Raw genomic sequence first — 18058 nt, 5'->3', positions numbered from 1 at the left:
GACGACGATGGGTGGCACGAACACTCACCCCATCACTCTCAAGAGATCGCGCCGAGCACGCGGAGCTCCACGCCCTTGGCGATTTCCACGTGAGAGAGCACAGGCAGGGTCGGGTAGAGCCGCTCGACGATCATGCGAACATAGGGGCGAGCCTCAGGCGCGGTGACGAGGACGAAGCGCTCGCCAGCATCAAGCTGTGCCTGGATGGCCTTGCCTGCTTCCTTGCCGAATTCTTCCAGCTGGCGCGGGTCGATATCGAATTCGCGCACCTCGCCCTTGGCATCGCGTTTGAGGCTCTGGTGGAAAGCGAGGTCCCAGCGGTTGCCAAGACGCAGCACCTTCAAGACACCGCCTTCGCTCAAATCGCCGCAAATCTGCTGCGCCATGCGAATGCGCACATGTTCCACGATCTGCTCCGTACGACGGATGTGGGGTGCGATTTCTGCGATGGCCTCAATGATCAGATGCAGGTTGCGGATCGAGATGCGCTCCGCCAGAAGCAGCTTCAGAACGGCCTGCAGACCCGGATAAGTAATGTGCGACGTGCAGATCTCTTCCGTCAGCTTGCGGTATTCCGGGTCAAGCCGCTCGATCAGCGCCTTCATGTCCTTGTATGAAAGAAGCTGCGGCAGGTTGTTGCGGATGACTTCAGACAGATGCGTGAGAAGCACGGACATGTTGTCGGCGTGCGGCAGTTGCAGGCGCTTCAGGTCTTCGGCAAACATTTCCGGCACCGAAAAGGCGCGCATGCCGAAGGCGGGTTCCTTCACCTCGTCGCCGGGCAGGTCCGGCATCGGCTTGGCGCCCAGAAGCACCATGAGTTCTCCGACGCGCAACTGATGCTCGGCCACGACGGTGCCGTGGATCTTGATCTGGTAGTTTTTCGGCTGGATCGAAAAGTCGTCCGCAAGCCGCACTTCCGGCACGACGAAACCATATTGAGATGCGAATTTCTTGCGCATCTTGTTCATGCGGAAGGCCAGTTCCTGATGCGAAGACAACAGGCGCGTGGAAAGCTGCTTGCCGATAAGGAGTTCGATCTCTGCCGTGCGCAGCGATGCCTTCACCGAATCCTGTTCTTCCTCCACCTTCGACTGCTGCTTGGCCTTTTCCTCAGCTTCCAATTCAGCCTGCTCACGTGCTGCGCGGCGTGGAAGTGCATAGCCAAGGCTTGCCATGACGATAGCCAGAGCCATGAAGGGCAGGGCTGGCAGACCCGGCGTCAGCGCAAGCACCATCAGCAGCATGGCTGCCACGAAAAGGGCGCGCGGATAAGCACCCAGCTGACCGAAGACGGCCTGATCTGCCGAACCGCGCGTGCCGCCCTTGGAGACAAGAAGGCCAGCTGCCAGCGAGACGATCAGGGCCGGGATTTGCGAGACGAGACCGTCACCCACCGACAGCTTGGTGAAAACGTCAGCAGCTTCGCCGATGCTCATGCCGTGGCGGGTTGCACCGATGGCAATGCCACCGACGATGTTGATCGCGGTGATGATGAGACCGGCGATGGCGTCGCCACGAACGAATTTCGAGGCACCATCCATGGAGCCGAAGAAGGAGCTTTCCTCTTCCAGCTCGCGGCGGCGACGCTGGGCTTCCTTGTCGTCGATGGTACCCGCGGACAGATCGGCATCAATCGACATCTGCTTGCCGGGAATGGCATCCAGCGTAAAGCGTGCGCCGACTTCCGCGATACGGGTCGAGCCTTTGGTGATAACGACGAAATTCACCACGACAAGGATCATGAAGACGATGAGCCCGATGACGAAATCGCCGCTCATCACCATCTTGGCAAAGCCGCCGATCACATAGCCCGCGGCATTCGTGCCTTCGTGACCCTCGGAGAGAATGACGCGCGTGGTCGCGATATTCAGCGAAAGCCGCATCATGGTCGCGACCAGCAGAATCGTCGGGAATGACGAGAAGTCGAGCGGCCTCTGGATCCACAGCGCCACCATCAGGATCAGAACCGAAAAGGCGATAGAGAAGGCCAGGCCGATATCAATCAGGAATGCCGGGATCGGCAGGAACAGAATCGCAAGAATCGCCACGATACCCAGGGCAAAGCCGATGTCGCGGCCATGCTTGCGTGGGACCAATCCAACCGGTGTCGTTTCACTCAGCGCCATTCATGCCTCCGTATCGGTGCGGAGAATAGGGCGTGAAACTTGTGCGAAGGTGGGGAGGGGGGAGAGGCGCGGCGCGCGGAGGGGGCTGCGTCAGATATTTGGCGAAGGCCGCCCTAGAACCCGTCCTGCACGCGCTGGAAGATCACGGTGGTGAAGGATGAAATCTGCGAGCCGACGAATGGACCGGAAAGCGCGACCGTCAGCAGGATGGCGACGATCTTGGGCACGAAAGTGAGCGTGATTTCCTGCACCTGCGTCAGGGCCTGCACCAATGCGATGCCCACGCCCACGACCATCGCCACGAAGACGGCAGGGCCGGAGGCGATGAGGACGGTCCAGATGGCGAACTGAACGAGATCAAGGGCGTCGGCTTCATTCATGGGTATAGTTTAGCGTACCGAGACGCCTGGCCCCACGACAATTTCCTTGCCCGACCCGAGAACTGCAACGATACCGTCTGAGAACAGCTTCACTTCTTTCACAGTGCCGGTAACGGTTCCGTCGGCGGAGGTCAGCTCACGACCGACCAGAGAACCGGCCTGTGCGAGAGAGGAAGCAGCGAGAAGCTGGTCTAGCTTCGCATTCATCTGCACCGACTGCTCGACCTGCGAAAAGGTGGCGAGCTGGGCGACATAGTCGGTGGATTCCATCGGGCTTGTCGGGTCCTGGTTCTTCATTTCCGCGACCAGCAGCTTCAGGAATGACTGGTAGTCCACCGCCGTGCCCGAGGAGGCTGCGGTCGGATTGGTCGTGGCGGCTGTGGCGCTATTCACGATCATGATATCAGGCTCCCACGGCCTTCTTGAATTCGGTGACGGGTGAGGTGGACGGCTTGCCCACGATCTCTTCCTCGAGCGGATAGAGCTGGCGGATGGCCTTCAGCGCATCATAGACCTGCGCTTCGACAACCATTTCATCCACATGCTTCAGGCCTGCCAGAATCTGCTCGTTGCGGAAGGCGCTGAGCAGGTTGTTCATGGTGGTGCGATAAAGGCCCATGGTCTGCTCCCGGGATTCCGGGTTCATCAGCATGACCTGCACCACGAAATAAAGCTGGCGCAGCGGGGTGACCGCCTCTTCAGGCTGCAGCACATGGTTCTGAAGAAGGAACTGTACGTCGTTCAGGAATTCCAGCTGGCATTTGCGGTCGACCTTTATGACAGCGCCGTTCACATAGATCTTCTCGCCGGCCTTGAGCGAGATTTTCAGCGTGTTCTTCATCTCAAGCCGTCCCTGATGATCTGCGATACCTCGATGAGGCCGTCAAAATTGCTGGAGCGGCCCTGACGGATTTCCTCTGCCTCGCGCAGAAGCCAAAGCCCGATGGAGATGAGATTGGCGCGCAGCTCCTGGGAAAGCTCGTTTTCCGGGTCTCCGAGATCTTCGATCAGCGCGGTCCAGACGCGGTTCATAAAAAGAACCGCCTCAATGGCCTCTCGCGACTGCGGACCGGCATCGCGCGCCTCGATCAGAAGATCGATGGATCGGGACAGAAGCTGCTGCTCGCGATCCTTGGCGTCGGCGATGGAGTCCGTTTGAACCTCGCTGTAGGAAAACTGATACATGGGCCGGCTGTCTTCTCGTTTAATCAGAGGTGGCGAAGCAGGCTGAGCTGCTGAATTCGGGCGGTCAGAGCGTAAGACGTCTCTATCTGTGTCAGAAGCTCATTGAGCTTGGTTGAAGCTTCGTATGGGTCCACGCCTTCCATTTCATTGACGAACAACTTCGAGAGGTCGATCTGCGCTTCCACGCGATCGGTGGCGTCCTTCACGCGGATTTCCGAAACGCCGACTTCCGACTGGATGCGCGCCACATCGGCGACGGCCTCACCCACGAGAGAGGTGGCCTTGGTGTAGAGCGCTTTCTGCGTTTCTTCCGAGAGCGGTATTTTCAGGAGATCCGAGGTCATGGCCGTGGCAAGCGCCACCTTGCGCATGCCGATGCTGTTGGCGGTCGTGGAGGTCTGAGCCGTCTCATTCAGCGTGATACGGCTGGTGATCGTCTCATCGGATGCATTCGACCAGGCTGCCTGCCAATCCGTGCCCATGAAGCCTGGGATCAAGGTGTTGTCGATGAAGTCATTCATCTGGGCAGCCGTGATGTTGGCAGCCGCGGGATCGGTTTGCGTGAAGCCGAAATGGGTTTGGAAGTAATTGTCGAACTGCGCCTGGTTGGGCGAGCCCGGTGCGGTGAATTCGTTCACCGGCTTCACGTCGGTGTTTATTCCGGCGAACAGATATTCGCCGTTCATATTGGTGTTGAGGATACTCGTCACGGATTCGAGCGAGCGCGTAGCGGCCGCCCGAACGATGCTGGTATCACTGACACCCGAGACCGCGGCGGTCAGCGTGGAAAGCAGGTCCTGCGACACATTCGAGAACTGCTCGAGCGCGTTCTGTGTCGCGCTGAGGCGGTTGGCCGCAAGACCGTTGGAATCCAGTAGGTTTTCCAGCCGCTCGATATCCCGCGCCATGGAAAAGGAAAAACCGGCGCGCGCGCCAAGCGTCTTGCCGGGATCGGCCAGGCGCTGCGTTGTAACTTCCTGCTGGCGCTGCACCAGTTCCACCTGCATGCGCATCATGTGGTTGCGCATGGTCTGGGCTATGGCGTTGGATGAAATGAAGGAGGTCTTCATCTTTATCTCGCAATCGACATCAGGGTGGCCAGCATCTCGTCTACGACGCTCATCAGGCGTGCGGACGCTTCATAGGAATGCTCTAGTTCGAGCAGCAGCGCCATTTCCTCGTCCATGTTGACGCCGATCTCGTTGGAAAGTGCTGTAGCGGTACGAACCGAAAGCGCTTCCTTGGCTTCCGCACCGCGCGCAGCATCCTGGCGCAATGCTTCCAGCCAGCCGATAGAATCGGCCGTGTAACCCGTCAGGCTGCGTGGAGAAGCGATGCCTGCTGCAGGGTCGAAGGCGATCGGTTCGTCGAGCTTTTGGGTATAGGCGATGAGCGTCGAAGAGTAGGACGCTGCCCCCGAGGTGTTCTTCACATAGGCCGCGCCATTGATGCCGCCATCGCGGAGAAGCTTGGGATCGCCACCTTTCTCCGAATCGACCGCCGCGTTGACGGTGATGCGTCCTGCAAGACCTTCCACGAGAGTGCCGGATGTCGGCAGCGCCGGGCCGCCGGGCCACGTGAACAGGCCAGCCAGAGGATTGGCGCCAGAAGAGTCGGTTTCGGCAAAGGCTTCGATAAGTCCGCGCGCTGTCTCGTCAAGCTGACGCTGCATCTGGGGAGCCACAACGTCACGCATCTGCAGCTTCGCTGCCAGGCTGCCCATGGCTGTCGTATTGCCGCCGGTGCCTGCTGCAAGCGGAACACCGTCCACATAGATGGCATTGCCGGTCATTGCGGCGGTATAGGTCGTGTTGGCGGTGAAAGTGACCGGACGCGCAATGGTTTCAAACAAGGTTGCGCCGTCAGCAGTCAGCACCATCATGTCATTGTCCGGACGGTTGACCGTCGAGACAGGAACATATTGGGAAATCTTCTTTAGAAGACTGTCGCGCGCATCCATCGCATCAGAAATGTCGGAGCCTGCGCGCGTGCCCTTGACCACTTCCTTGTTGACGGTCTCGAACTCCGCCAGCAGGCGGTTGAGATCATCGACCGAGACCTTGATCTCTGCGTCCAGTTCGGCGCGATAGCTCTGGATGGCCTGGGTGCCATTGTTGAGAGAGCGAACGAGACCGCGTGCCGCCTCCACGGCATTTTCGCCGAGCGTCACGTTGGATGGTGTTGCAGCGAAGGTCTGAAGTGCCTCTTGCAGGACACCCAGCTTCGCCGCAGGTGAGGTGGCATTGTCTGGCCCGTTGACACGCAATTGCAGCGTATCCAACCCACCCGACATTGAAGCCTGCGCCTGCCATCCGGAGAGGGCGGTCAGATTTTGGCGGAAAAGGGCTTCATTGGTGGCACGCCTGATCTCGCTGATGCGCGCGCCACCATTGGTGCTTGAATAGATTGACGTCCGTCGTGCGTAATCGGGGTTGGATGCGTCGGAGATGTTTCGCGAAACAACACTCGTCTGGCGCGATGTGTTGAACAGCGCAGACTGAGCGATACTGAGTGCAGATGTAAGCGACATTACTCCTCTTTCCGGCCCCCCACGAGCCGATCAATGAACGGTCACTATCTCTTCAGATTGACCAGAAGCTCCATCAGGTCGGAGCCGGTCTGGAACACTTTCGAATTGGCGGTGTAGCTGCGCTGGGACTCGATCATCTCGGTCAGCTCCTGCGCGATATCGACATTGGAATTCTCGACGGCACCGGAAACGATGTCGCCCATGCCGCCATTGCCGGCAAAGCCGATACGCACCGGGCCGGAATTGGGGCTTTCAGTGAAGACGTTGCCCGCCAGAACCTGTAGCTGGTCCGGACTTGTCACGCTTGCCACCGGGATGCGGTAGAGCGGCTTGAATGAGCCGTCTGCGTACTGAGCGTAGATAACACCGTCGGTGCCGATCTCGACACTTTCGATCGTACTTGGCGGTGCACCGTCCATTGCGGCATCCGCAATGTCGAAGGGAGCGCCGAGCTGTGTCATGTCATTCAAGTCAAGCTCGATCGTCTGTCCGGACGCAAGAGCAAGGCTCGCCGTTGCGGGAGCCGTTAGCGCGCCGGTATTGTCGAAGGTCATTGTCGCCGTACCGCCAGGAACGAGGGTTCCCGTGGCGCGGTCATAGACCTCAACCTGCCATTCATCGACGCCCGTGCCGGTCGAGGAATCATACGCGCTTGTCTTGGACATATAGACGTCGAAGAGCATTTCTTCGCCCATCGTCCCATAGGCGACAAGGGAGGTCTTTTGCGTGTAGTTCGTGGCGCTCGGGGCGCCGGTCAACACTGGAGCATCCGCGGGCAGATTGCCCTTCAGGAACCCGTTGGCTGTCGGTGTTGCGATCAGCTCCGCCTGGGTGATCTTTACCGGTTCAAGGCCCGCATAGCCGTTGGCAGTCGCTGCGGGGTCGCCGTTTGCGTAACTGTAGCCGAGTAGCCGAAAGCCACCGGCGTTCACCATCTCGCCCTCGGAATTGAGGACAAAGGAGCCGGCGCGGGTGAGAAGTGGCTGTCCCGATGGGTTCTGGACGACGAAGAAGCCATCGCCCTTGATTGCCAGATCCGTGACCGAAGTCGTGTATTGCAGTACGCCCTGGGTGGAGATGGAGGTGCGCACCGTCGTCTGCACGCCACCGGAATTGTAGGATCCTTGGGTGCTGGGGATGACCAGCGTGGAGAACTCCGTCTTCGCCCGCTTGTATCCATTGGTGCTGGAATTGGCGATGTTATCGGCGACGGTGGAGAGCCGGTTGGCCTGGGCATTCATGCCCGACACGCCGGTTCTCATCATTCCATAAAGGCTCATGCGGATTTCTCCTCGTTACGCTGATGGGAGGATAACCGTCGTGACTTGCGCGAAGCTGGTCACGAGCCTGTCGCCTGCCGTCGCGCGCTACTCCACCAGCCGGTAGCCGAGATAGCGCTTTGAATCGATTGGATCGAAACCCAGCTTCGCGCGCAGCTTCTTGCGCAGCTTGGAAATATGGCTCTCCACGACGTTCTCTTCGACGTCTTCATCGAAGATGCCGTAGATCGCGTTGAAGATTTGCGACTTTGTCACCCGGCGGGATGCGTTGCTCGCCAGATATTCAAGAATGCGGCGCTCGCGGCGCGGCAGTGGCAGCGGTTCGCCGTCAATCTCGGGGTCCCGGCCATCAGCGAAGATGCGCATCGGCCCGATCTGGGTGAAGCTTGGCTGCTGCTGGGCCACGCGGCGGCTGATTGCGGTGATGCGGGCGAGGATCTCGCGAACATGCACCGGCTTGCGCACCACATCGTCGACACCGGCCTCGAAGAGGCGAAGCGTGTCTTCCAGCGACTGCTGTTCGGCAAGCGCAATTACCGGAGCATTGGATCGCTCACGAATGCGCTTTGCAGGCATTTCGGCCTGGTCGCATTTGCCGAGCAGAAATGCGCTGACGGCCTTGAGGTCGTCATCTGCCGCACTGTCTACCCATTCACCAAACTCGCCCGGACCAAATCCCGCCGTAGCCACACCTTCGCGGCCAAAAAGAGAATTATACCCCTGGGTTACAAGTTCACGCTCGTCCACCACAACGATCATGAAGAGCCCCCTTCCGAATCACTTGTTAACCAAGAAGTAACCGGTGGGCGGAATCGCTGACAACATATATTTTCAATTATAAATATTTCAGGAGCAGCTGTGACTCATCTGCACGGCTACCCATTCGATCATGCACCAATTAGTTGCAAAAGGATCGTGCGGCCGGTGTCCATCTGCCGAAGCCTGTAGCCACAAGATTGGTTATCACCCTACACAAATATCGCTTCTGAGCCGGGTCGTTGTCGGGTCCTGCGTGATAGCGGGCGACGGCCATGGACCAACTCTTGTGACGGTCATTCAGGCGCTTGAGAAAACGGGCGGCGTATTCGACATTGAGATGCGGGTCGAGCATGTCGCTGACGCTGTCAAATTCGGCCGCGTGGTAATGGTGATTGATCTGCATGCAGCCGAGATCGATCAGCTTCTTTCCCTGCTTGCGCGCAGTATGGAAAGCATGCACGGCCTCTGTGCGGTTCCGGGCGTAGAAAGTCCTGCCTTCAATGTTGAGGGCAAAGGGTTGGAGGCTGCCTTTCACGCCGGTTTCGGTAAGGCCTACAGCGTAGAGAATCCCTGGCGGAATCGCATATTTCTCCGCTGCTGCCAGGATTTCTCCTTCGCATGGATTTGGGCTGGCAAATGCGCCCGAGGCAGTGATGCTAAATATAGATGCTGTCAGTATCCGTAGCAGCATTTTGCGGGCCCTGCGCGGAAGACGAGCGCTGGCCGGAACCGTCGGAGCCTGTGTGGGAATTGCCCTGGTTTCCGGAGCCTGAACGGCCATCAGGTGACGCATTTTCAAACCCCTGACCTCGTCCGTGAGTGGAGGAATGCTGTGCGTTTGTGGAGCCGCTTGCAGAAGTTTGCTGGATGGTGATGCGGTCGACCTCATAGCCCAGCGAGCGCAGTGCCTTCGCAATCGAATCCCCGTCGGCCGAGAGCTTGTTTCTTGCGGCTTCCGTCTCCACCTGAAGTTCAACTGATAGTTGATCTCCGCTGCCTCTCAGGACTGCGGTTACATTGCCAAGTTCGGCAGGACGGAGCTGAATCTTAATTGTGTGCAAGACATCTGGTGCACTTGAATTTGCCTTAAAAATTTCCCTAGGCGCGGCCGAAGCAGCAGCCTGGAATGCCTTGTCGCTGGAAAGTGCGGATGTCACCTGGTCGCCCAGGGCAGAATGACTGGCGAAATTGCCCATCACGGGCTGTGGTGAGGTGCTTACGCTAACGGTCTTGAAGGGCCTTGCGGCCTGTTCATCGCGCTTGCCGCCGCCCATTTCGCCGCTGTCATTTCGAGCAGACGCATCAGCGGTCTGTGCAACAGACGGTTTCTCCGCCACGGCTGCACCTTGTTTCGCGGTCGCGGTCGCGGTCTCGCGCGGTGCGGGCTGGGCCTGTGTGGTTGCCTGCTTTTCGCCCTCACGGACGATCTCGGATTTGCTCACTTCGCCAGGTGCGGAAGCAGCGAATGTTCGGGGCGCCTGCTCATCGGCAGCGTCCGCCGGATCGGGCATGGGGTCGCCGGTGGCATTGTCTTTGCCGCGTATGGTCTTGGTTTGCAAAGCGTGTTCGGCTGGCGCTGCGGCAGGAGCAGATTGCAGGCCCTGCGCGGGTTCTTCCGCTCCTTCTGCCGCGCCCTCCGGCGTCTCCGGCTTCAAGTCCGGCGTCATCACGTCCTTCTGCCCTTCAGGACCATGCCCCGACAGCGGCCCCGCTTCGATCTTCGCGGCAAGCCGGTCAAGAATATCGCTCAGGCGCGTGCTGACGCCTGCGTCGCCTGACTCGCCGACAATATCAGCGCCTTTGGCCGGTGCCAGATCGACGGGAATAGCGGCTGCGTCATCATCGCTTTTCAGCTTCAGTGCGTCCTGAAATAATTGTCTTGCACTTTTGCCATCAGCATCTTGTGCGATGGCGGGTTTTGCCGATCTGGAGGGGAGGTTGCCAAGGAGAGTGGACATCAGGGAGTTCATCGCTTTGCCTCCAGAAGGCGATCAACCGCCTCGAGTTTTTCACGCGCGCTCTGCACGAAACTGGCCTCATTATCAGTCGCTGGAGCCTCGGTCGCAGCGGTGGCAGGGGTGATCTGCCCGCTATCGCCCAGCACGGCCGGTTCGGCAGCCCGTTCTGCTTCGACGGTGATAACAGGCGGCTCTATCACGCTGCGTGCTATGGCTTTCGCCGCTCTGAGAAGCTCCTTGTCGCTTGCCGACAGGCGCTTTTCATCGATTGATCGCAAGGTCTCAAGGACCTCGGTGACATTCTCCTTGGTCACTGACGCTGCGCTGGCATAAAGCACGGCCCGCGGGTCCAGCGGTTCGGCTTGTTGCGGATCGGAGGGCTTCTTGGCGGCCTGCTCAGAAGCGAATGCGAGGAGGCCGTCATGACCATCAATCGCCGCCTGCCTGGCAATGCGCAGATAGATGACGCGCGCCTGCTCATCGCTCATGCGGTCGGCGATCTGCGCAACCTCATCAAGATCAATCTTGTCGCGCATGGTGACGATGCCGGCGACGAGGCTTTCGGCGAACTGGCTGGCGTAGGGCGAATGGATGAATCGGGTCACATATTGCCGTGCGGCGCGGGTGAAGCGTTCGGCATCGCCCAATATTGCTGTCGCATCCAATGTACGCCGTAAAGCTGCTTCTTCCAGAAGCGTGCCCGGTGCAACAAGGCGCGTCTCGTCAAATAGCTGTAGTGCACGCAGGGGCGTATCGCGCATCAGAAGCGAGCCTGATACAAGCCCCAAAGGCGCACCGACTGCCGGAGGCAGGTCAAGCGGGCTCACACCGCCGAGAGCTGCGCGCGCGCGGGCATGATCACCCAGCGCATAGCTCAACAGTCCATCAGCGATGGCCCGCATGTCGCCTTCAAGACTGAGGGTGGCAAACACGTCTCGTATCGTGCTCGGATTGCCGCCGCTGGATGCATAGGCGAGCAGTGCATTCAGATTGCGCGCATCGGAATAAGCTTCGCGCGGGGCGTTGCGCAAGCGCGCGTCGATGATGTTCAAAAGCTTGGTCTGCATCGGTAGTGCTGCATGATCGCCATCGGCAATCCTGTCCTGCACGACCTGCAGCGAGCGCATCATCTGATAGGGCTCAAGCCCCGACGCATGGGCGGGAAGGCGTCCGGCCAGTACCGCTACGCCTACGCATCCAAGAAGAGCTGCAATGCGCTGCGCACTGCGCGGCATCACTCAACCTCCAGGAAAATGTCGATCCGCCGATTTGCATCCGCGTAGGGATCGTCGGGCAATTTGAGCTTGCGGTCTGCGAAGCCGGCCACTTCGGAAATACGGTCTTCCGGTACGCCGCCGCGAACCAGCATGTATTGTGCTGCGTGAGCGCGGGCGGTGGACAGACGCCAGTTGTCATAGTCGCCTGCCTGGAACGGTCGGCCGTCGGTGTGTCCGTGGATGCGGATGGATCCGCCCTGGGCTGCCAGGGTGCGGCCAATCTTTTCCATGGCTGAGACAAGAGTGCGCTGGGGAACTGCCGATCCGATGTCGAACATGGCTTCCCGCAGATCATCGGTGACGGAGATCTGAACGCCCTGCTGCCCTGCAGTCACTGAAACCGATGCCGCCAGACCTTCGCCTTCAAGGGCGCGAGCAAGTTCCTGGCGCACGCGCGCTGCTGCTTCCTGTATTTCGGGCTGCGGCGTGTCCTGAGTCTCTTGCGCTTTCGCGGGTTGCGGTTCAGGCTCGGCTACGGGTTCAAGGGGCTGTAGCTCTGCCACGTCGCGGCGTAGGGGCGCGGAAGCGGGCTTATCCGGCTTGTCGCTGTCTGCGCCTTCGATGCGCTCGACCTGACCATTCTCGGCAAGCTCGAATGCTCCGGTCTCGATCGCGCGCTGGTCTGCGCCGGAGGGTTGCTGGCGGACATTGTCCGGATCACCTTCCACACCGATCTTTGGCTCAGCGACCTGCTGCGACCAGAAGTCGGGTGCGAATGGGTCGCGATAGGCTTCGCCGCCTGATGCGCCGGAGGAGGGGCCGGAAAGCTGTGCGCCGCCTTCGCCCTTGGCGGAGATGTTCTGATCGCGGCCGACATCAGCAGCGATCTCGGCCAGAACCGCATAGGGGTTGGCGAAGAAGTTTTGGTCTGAAAACTTCTGCACCTCGGACATTTCGGTCGCGTTCTTGAAATCTGCCGGACCGGAGGTCTTGTCGTTGCGACCAGCCGGTGCGGCGCTGCCGTCTTCTACCTCTTCATTGGTGGAGGTGGATTGCGGCCCCTGACCGATCTCTTCCAGCCCCTTGCGGTTGGTGTTCCGATCGATCAGCTTCACCGGATTGAAGTAGCTGGCAAGCGCCGCACGTGTTTCCTCGTTGGAGGCATTGATCAGCCACATGACGAGGAAGAAACACATCATCGCGGTCATGAAGTCAGCGAATGCGATCTTCCATGCACCGCCGTGATGGCCATCATCCTCGTCGCCACCACCGCGTCGTACGATGATGATTTCCTGGGGGCGTTCGGTATCTTCCGCGCTCATGCCAGAAGCTCCGCCAACTGGCGCGACCATTCATGCAGCCGCGTTTCGAGCAGGGTCTCATTGATTTCGGCTGTTAGCTAAGGGCTGGTTGTCTGAACCAGTTCGAACTGGTGCGCACGCTTGCCGAGGCGGGTGCGTAGCGCTTCAAGCATGACCGCATTTCCTTCGATGCGTATGCGCAGGGTGTCGTCATCCTTCAGTGCGTCCTGAAGGCGCGCCAGAAACTCCTCAAGCGCCTTTTCCTGCAGCTTGTCGGTCAGCGCCAGCCCGAGAATGCGCGCGGTCATTTCGCCAGCGGCATCCATGACGCGCTGCTCTGCTGTCTGCAGGCTGTTGATGAGAGCCACGGCCATTTCCGCCCCAAGCTGCTGTTGGAGCTGGGCAAGTTCTTCCTCATGGCGTGCGCGCGCGGCGGCAAGTTCCGCCTCGTGTTTTGCGGTCAATTCGGCGGCGGTTTCCTCGCGCGCCTTTGTTACGGCCTCCTCCAGGCGCTTTTCGGCCAGTGCTGCCTCGTTGCGTACCGGCTGCGGCACCTTCAAGGCCGGAGCAGGTGCTGCGACCGGAATGGAATGTGCGAAGTCGGGAAGTGCATCTGCCAGGGATGGAGGTGTCATCAGCCGAGTGCCTCGCTTTCAGCGCGCGCCCATTTGCGCAGGATCTCTGCCGTCCGCTCTTCGGAAAGGTCGACCATGCGGGCCAACCGGTCCTGCGGAGCGGGGCGCAGCTTGAGCGGTTCGTCGGCACCCTCTTCATCCTCGTCGTTTTCGGCGTAAGCCTGTTCAACGCCGGTACCGCCAGCAGCCGCGATCTGCGGGGCACCGGACTGGGCGGGGAGGGCCGCCTGCATCTGGGCTTCGGCATTGGCTGCCGCATTGCCGAGCAGTGCCTGGCTCATGGGCTTCAGGCCGAACCAGGTAACAAGAAAGGCAACCAGCACAAATGCTGCAGCATTGATGACAGTGCCGATGTGAGTGGACATGCTGTCGAGAATGCCGGGCTCGGAGATCTCCACGCCATCCAGGCCATCAATGAACTCCACTGCGGCCACCTTGATCACGTCGCCACGTGTCTCGTCATATCCCGTGGCGGATGCGACAACAGACTGGATCTCGGCGATGCGATCATTGACCTGATCTGCCGTTGCATTCTCGCCGAGAAGGCTCTTGATGCGCTCTTCATTCACGACAACTGCGATGGAGAGCTTTGTCACCTGATAGCCATTGCTGGTGGTGGCCACACGCTTGGTGTTCAGCTCGTAATTCGTGGTCTCCTCACGCCGTTCACTCTCCTCGGAGGACCGGGGGCGATCGGGAGAGGCCGGTTCTTCCTGCGGAAGGTTCTGAAGCACGGTGGTCGGGCTCGTCGCCGTTTCCTGGGTCGCGTTCTCGCTGGAGCGGACCACCTGCACCGAGCGCTCGACACGCGAATTCGGATCGAAGATGACTTCCTCGACCTGGCGGGCGTCGGTGTTTACATTGGCCTTGACGCTTGCGCGGAAGTTTTCCGGCCCAAGATAAGGTGCGAGTGCGCGGCGGATATTCTCTTCGACCTGCGACTCCACGGTGCGCTCAATGCCGATGGAGCGCTGGGCGGAATTGTTGGCGGGATCATCGCCGGCTGCAAGCAAGGTGCCGGAGGAGTCCAGAACGGTAACCTTCTCGGCGTTCAGTCCCGGAACAGCAGCAGAAACCAGGTAACGAATCGAGGCGGCCTTTTCTGTGGCATCAATGCCCTGCGCTCGGATTACGACGGAGGCGGAAGGTTCCTGTTCCTCGCGGCGGAAATTTCCACGGTCGGGCATCACGATGTGAATGCGCGCGGCCTTGATGCCTGCGATGGACTGGATCGTGCGCGCGATCTCGCCCTCAAGAGCGCGGACGCGGGTGACTTCCTGCATGAAGGTCGTCAGGCCGAGGGAGCCGACATTGTCGAAAAGCTCATACCCCGCATTTGTAGAGGTCGGTAGGCCCTTTTCAGCAAGCAGCATGCGGGCGCGTGCCGTCGTTCCGGCAGGCACAAGCACGGAGGTACCGCCTGAGTCCACGTCGAAGGAGATGCCCGACTCGTTCAGAACGAGGCCGATCTGGTTCACGTCGGAACGTTCCAGCCCGACATAAAGCGTCTCATAGGCAGGCTTGTTGAGATAGATGGCCCCGGTCACGATCAACGCCATGACAAGTGCGAACATGCCGCCCATCATCATCAGGCGGCGCGGTCCCAGAGTTTTCAGGTTCTCGACTACGGTCTGCAGTTGCTCAGGCAAAAGTCTACAAGCTCCCCGGCAGGTTACGAAGCGACCATAGGCGCTGAAGCTTGTGCGAAAATGTAATGGGCCGCCCGGTGAGGGGCGACCCATCTGAAATTACACTGGGTGGGGTAGAGCTTAGCCCTGGAACAGGGACAGGATGCTCTGTGCGTTCTGGTTTGCGATGGACAGCGCCTGAATGCCAAGCTGCTGCTGGACCTGCAGGGCCTGAAGGCGGGTGGATTCCTCGTTCATGTCCGCATCAACAAGCTGGCCGACACCGCGTTCGATCGAGTCCATCAGGTTGGAGATGAAATCCGTCTGGAGATCAAGGCGTGTCTTTGCTGCACCCAGCTCTGCCGCCGCATTGGCCATCGCGCTCATGGCAGCTTCAACATCGGTCAGGAAGCCGTCAATTGTGGCGTCGGTGGCGCCGTCGACATCGATGGCCATGATGTCCGTGGTGATTGTGGTGCCGGTCAGGCCGTCTGCGCTGAAGAGGCGGATATTGGTGTTGGAGATCGTGATGGAGCTGACAGAGACAGTGCCGTTGGAGGCACGATTGTAACCGGCCACGATCTCGAGGTCAGCCGTGGAATCGGTTGCCAGTATATTGGTGCCCGCATAGCTGGCGCCAATGGCGGCGCTGCGGATATGCTCCTGAAGAACCGCGATCTCGGACTGGATCTTCTTCTGGTTCTCGCCGCTTGCACCGCGTGCGCTCAGGACCTTGGATTTAATTTCGTCGACCTGGTCGATGATGTTGCTCATGGCAGTGTAGGCAGTGTCGATCTTGCCTGCACCCAGACCAAGCGAATCCTGGACAGCGGAGAGCGCCTTGTTGTCCGAGCGCATGGTTGTCGCAATGGACCAGTAGGCGGCATTGTCGCTTGCTTCCGCCACACGGTAACCGGTCGAGATCCGACCTTGCGTTACATCCAGCGCCTTGTTGGTCATCTTCAGGCTTTGAAGCGCAACCATTGCGGATGCGTTTGTCATGATGCTCGACACGTGTCTGCCCCTTTAACCCCAGTTTGGTTCCAAAGGCTAAAGAGAGAATCGCCTCAACCTTTGGTTAAGCTTAGTTAAGAAACCTATGGTTAACGACTGGTTAATGGGCATTAACGAAAAAAGCCGCCCGGTTTCCCGAGCGGCCTTCAATGCTTTCAGCTGGCCGGCGTGCCGGCCGCTACTCTTAGCGGAACAGCGACAGGATGTTCTGCGAGTTGGAGTTGGCGATGGAGAGTGCCTGCGTGCCGAGCTGCTGCTGAACCTGCAGAGCGGAAAGACGAGCGGACTCTTCATTCATGTCAGCGTCAACAAGCGTGCCAACGCCGCGCTCGATTGCATCGGACAGCTTGGAGACGAACTCCTTCTGCAGGTCGATACGCGACTTTGCGGCACCAAGCGAAGCTGCGCCCGTGGCCATGTCGCCAAGCGCGGTTTCGATGTCGGTGAGCAGGTTGTTGAACTGGGCATCTTCCGTAGTACCCGTCACGCCTGCCAGTGTGGAGACGTTGAGCGTCAGAACCGAAACACCGGAGGCGGTGCCAACCTTATCAAGAATGCCAGCGTCTGCAGCATTCGTGTCGATCAGGCGCACGTCGTCATAGGCGACGTCGATGGTGCCGGTGGTCACAGCGCCGGTCGAGTCACGATTGTAGGACGAGATGACGCTGAGGTCGGTCGCGGTCGCGGTGGAATCCGTCTGCAGCAGGTTCTGGCCGGCATAGGAAGCGCTGGCAACGCTATCGGTCAGGTGCGACTGAAGGGCGGAAATTTCCGACTGGATCTTGGCGCGGTCTTCGGTGCTTGCAGACTTTGCAAGCAGAACCTTTTCCTTGATCTGGTCCACAACGCCGATGGCGTCGTTCATGGCGGTGTAGGCAGTGTCGATCTTGCCCGCACCCAGGCCCATTGCGTCCTGAACGACCGAGTTGGCCTTGTTGTCCGACTTCATGGTCGTTGCAATCGACCAGTAAGCGGCATTGTCAGAAGCCTCTGCGACGCGCAGACCGGTCGAAATGCGCGACTGGGTCGTCGCCATGTTCTTGGAGATGGTGTTGAGGGTCTGCAGCGCGGTCATCGCCGACGCATTGGTGTTGATGCTAGCCATTTTGGCATACGTCCTTTTACTGAAACTAACAGGACATACCGGGCCGTCCGGTTTGACGAGGAAGGCATCATGCCTATGACTGCTTTGGTCACTTCGTCATGCAGGAGCACTTTGGGGGCAAGTTCCTATCAAAGTGCTAACATACGAAAACTATTAGGTTTTTCCCGTTATAGGCGAGTTGAATACAACCGCCTGATATGAGCGGCGAACGAAAAAGGGCCGCAGATGCGGCCCTTCTGAACGTGTTGCAGCTCAATCCTGTTAGCGGAAGAGCGAGAGAACGTTCTGTGCGTTCGAGTTGGCGATGGAGAGTGCCTGGACGCCAAGCTGCTGCTGTACCTGCAGAGCAGAAAGGCGAGCGGACTCTTCATTCATGTCAGCGTCAACAAGCGTGCCGACGCCGCGGTCGATCGCATCGGACAGCTTGGAGACGAACTCCTTCTGCAGGTCGATGCGCGACTTTGCGGCACCGAGCGAAGCAGCACCCGTGGCCATGTCGCTGAGTGCGGATTCAATACCCGTCAGCATCTCATCAAAATCGGTGCTGTCGAGATTTGCTGCCGTGACGTCGAGCGTCAGGACTGACTGCGTGACTGCACCGGTACCGGTGGTGGTGAAGGTGGTGTCTAGAATGCCGGTGTCACCAACGGAATCGATCAGGCGAACATCTGAGAGTGCCACGTCGATCGTGCCGGTCGTCACCGCACCGGCGGAGTCACGGTTGTAGGAAGAAATGACGCTGAGATTGGTCGCGCCAGCCGGGTCCGTCTGAAGCAGGTTTTCGCCGGCATAAGAAGCGCTGCCGATGGAGTCCGTCAGGTGGGACTGAAGCGCTGAAATTTCGGTCTGAATCTTGGCGCGGTCTTCCGTGCTTGCCGTCTTTGCAAGCAGAACCTTTTCCTTGATCTGGTCAACAACGCCGATGGCGTCGTTCATC

At 59.4% G+C, this 18058-nt stretch carries 18 protein-coding genes; all 18 read right to left on the bottom strand.

Going from position 1 to position 18058, the window contains the following annotated elements; genetic code table 11:
* Positions 1 to 38 precede the first annotated feature (38 nt).
* Positions 39 to 2129, bottom strand: a complete 2091-nt coding sequence (flhA, locus tag WA367_RS14470) for a flagellar biosynthesis protein FlhA (protein WP_336057486.1) — start codon at positions 2127 to 2129, stop codon at positions 39 to 41.
* A gap of 113 nt (positions 2130 to 2242) precedes the next feature.
* A complete protein-coding gene (gene fliQ, locus WA367_RS14465) occupies positions 2243 to 2509 on the bottom strand; it encodes a flagellar biosynthesis protein FliQ (RefSeq protein WP_336057485.1) in 267 nt (88 codons plus the stop codon).
* 9 nt (positions 2510 to 2518) lie between these two features.
* Positions 2519 to 2908 carry a flagellar hook assembly protein FlgD gene (flgD, locus tag WA367_RS14460; RefSeq protein ID WP_336057484.1) on the bottom strand — a complete coding sequence of 130 codons (390 nt, stop codon included), beginning with the start codon at positions 2906 to 2908 and terminating at the stop codon, positions 2519 to 2521.
* Positions 2909 to 2912: 4 nt separating this feature from the next.
* A complete protein-coding gene (gene flbT / locus WA367_RS14455) occupies positions 2913 to 3350 on the bottom strand; it encodes a flagellar biosynthesis repressor FlbT (protein WP_336057483.1) in 438 nt (145 codons plus the stop codon).
* Positions 3347 to 3694 carry a flagellar biosynthesis regulator FlaF gene (gene flaF / locus WA367_RS14450; RefSeq protein WP_336057482.1) on the bottom strand — a complete coding sequence of 116 codons (348 nt, stop codon included), beginning with the start codon at positions 3692 to 3694 and terminating at the stop codon, positions 3347 to 3349. Before flaF ends, flbT begins: the two co-directional genes overlap by 4 nt.
* A gap of 23 nt (positions 3695 to 3717) precedes the next feature.
* Positions 3718 to 4764 (bottom strand): flagellar hook-associated family protein, encoded by a 1047-nt coding sequence (locus WA367_RS14445; protein WP_336057481.1) that lies wholly within the window; start codon positions 4762 to 4764, stop codon positions 3718 to 3720.
* A gap of 2 nt (positions 4765 to 4766) precedes the next feature.
* The gene (gene flgK / locus WA367_RS14440; protein WP_336057480.1) at positions 4767 to 6224 is read right to left on the bottom strand and encodes a flagellar hook-associated protein FlgK; all 1458 of its coding nucleotides are present in this window, start codon (positions 6222 to 6224) and stop codon (positions 4767 to 4769) included.
* Positions 6225 to 6268: 44 nt separating this feature from the next.
* Positions 6269 to 7504 carry a flagellar hook protein FlgE gene (locus tag WA367_RS14435; protein ID WP_336057479.1) on the bottom strand — a complete coding sequence of 412 codons (1236 nt, stop codon included), beginning with the start codon at positions 7502 to 7504 and terminating at the stop codon, positions 6269 to 6271.
* An 87-nt stretch (positions 7505 to 7591) separates the two neighbouring features.
* Positions 7592 to 8263, bottom strand: coding sequence for a response regulator transcription factor (locus WA367_RS14430; RefSeq protein ID WP_336057478.1), 672 nt, complete (start codon positions 8261 to 8263; stop codon positions 7592 to 7594).
* Positions 8264 to 8402: 139 nt separating this feature from the next.
* A complete protein-coding gene (locus WA367_RS14425; RefSeq protein ID WP_336057477.1) occupies positions 8403 to 8954 on the bottom strand; it encodes a transglycosylase SLT domain-containing protein in 552 nt (183 codons plus the stop codon).
* Complete coding sequence (locus WA367_RS14420) at positions 8920 to 10233, bottom strand: flagellar hook-length control protein FliK (RefSeq protein ID WP_336057476.1); 1314 nt, start codon at positions 10231 to 10233, stop codon at positions 8920 to 8922. The genes WA367_RS14425 and WA367_RS14420 overlap by 35 nt, the downstream gene beginning before the upstream one ends.
* Positions 10230 to 11456 (bottom strand): chemotaxis protein, encoded by a 1227-nt coding sequence (locus WA367_RS14415; protein ID WP_336057475.1) that lies wholly within the window; start codon positions 11454 to 11456, stop codon positions 10230 to 10232. Before WA367_RS14415 ends, WA367_RS14420 begins: the two co-directional genes overlap by 4 nt.
* On the bottom strand, positions 11456 to 12760 hold the full coding sequence (locus tag WA367_RS14410) for a MotB family protein (RefSeq protein WP_336057474.1): 1305 nt from the start codon (positions 12758 to 12760) through the stop codon (positions 11456 to 11458). The genes WA367_RS14415 and WA367_RS14410 overlap by 1 nt, the downstream gene beginning before the upstream one ends.
* Positions 12761 to 12837: 77 nt before the next feature.
* Positions 12838 to 13374 (bottom strand): hypothetical protein, encoded by a 537-nt coding sequence (locus WA367_RS14405; protein ID WP_336057473.1) that lies wholly within the window; start codon positions 13372 to 13374, stop codon positions 12838 to 12840.
* Positions 13374 to 15023: a flagellar basal-body MS-ring/collar protein FliF gene (gene fliF / locus WA367_RS14400; protein WP_336057472.1), complete on the bottom strand. Its 1650-nt coding sequence runs from the start codon at positions 15021 to 15023 to the stop codon at positions 13374 to 13376. The genes WA367_RS14405 and fliF overlap by 1 nt, the downstream gene beginning before the upstream one ends.
* Before the next feature lie 120 nt (positions 15024 to 15143).
* A complete protein-coding gene (locus tag WA367_RS14395) occupies positions 15144 to 16016 on the bottom strand; it encodes a flagellin N-terminal helical domain-containing protein (protein WP_336057471.1) in 873 nt (290 codons plus the stop codon).
* 184 nt (positions 16017 to 16200) lie between these two features.
* Complete coding sequence (locus WA367_RS14390; RefSeq protein WP_336057470.1) at positions 16201 to 17121, bottom strand: flagellin N-terminal helical domain-containing protein; 921 nt, start codon at positions 17119 to 17121, stop codon at positions 16201 to 16203.
* Positions 17122 to 17382: 261 nt separating this feature from the next.
* Positions 17383 to 18058, bottom strand: a 676-nt coding sequence (locus tag WA367_RS14385) for a flagellin (RefSeq protein ID WP_336057469.1), incomplete at its 5' end; no start/stop codon positions are given.

Source organism: Nitratireductor sp. CH_MIT9313-5 (assembly GCF_037029545.1).
Taxonomy (GTDB): domain Bacteria; phylum Pseudomonadota; class Alphaproteobacteria; order Rhizobiales; family Rhizobiaceae; genus Chelativorans.
The sequence above is the reverse complement of the archived record's forward strand: the minus strand, read 5'-3'. Positions and strand labels throughout refer to the sequence as shown.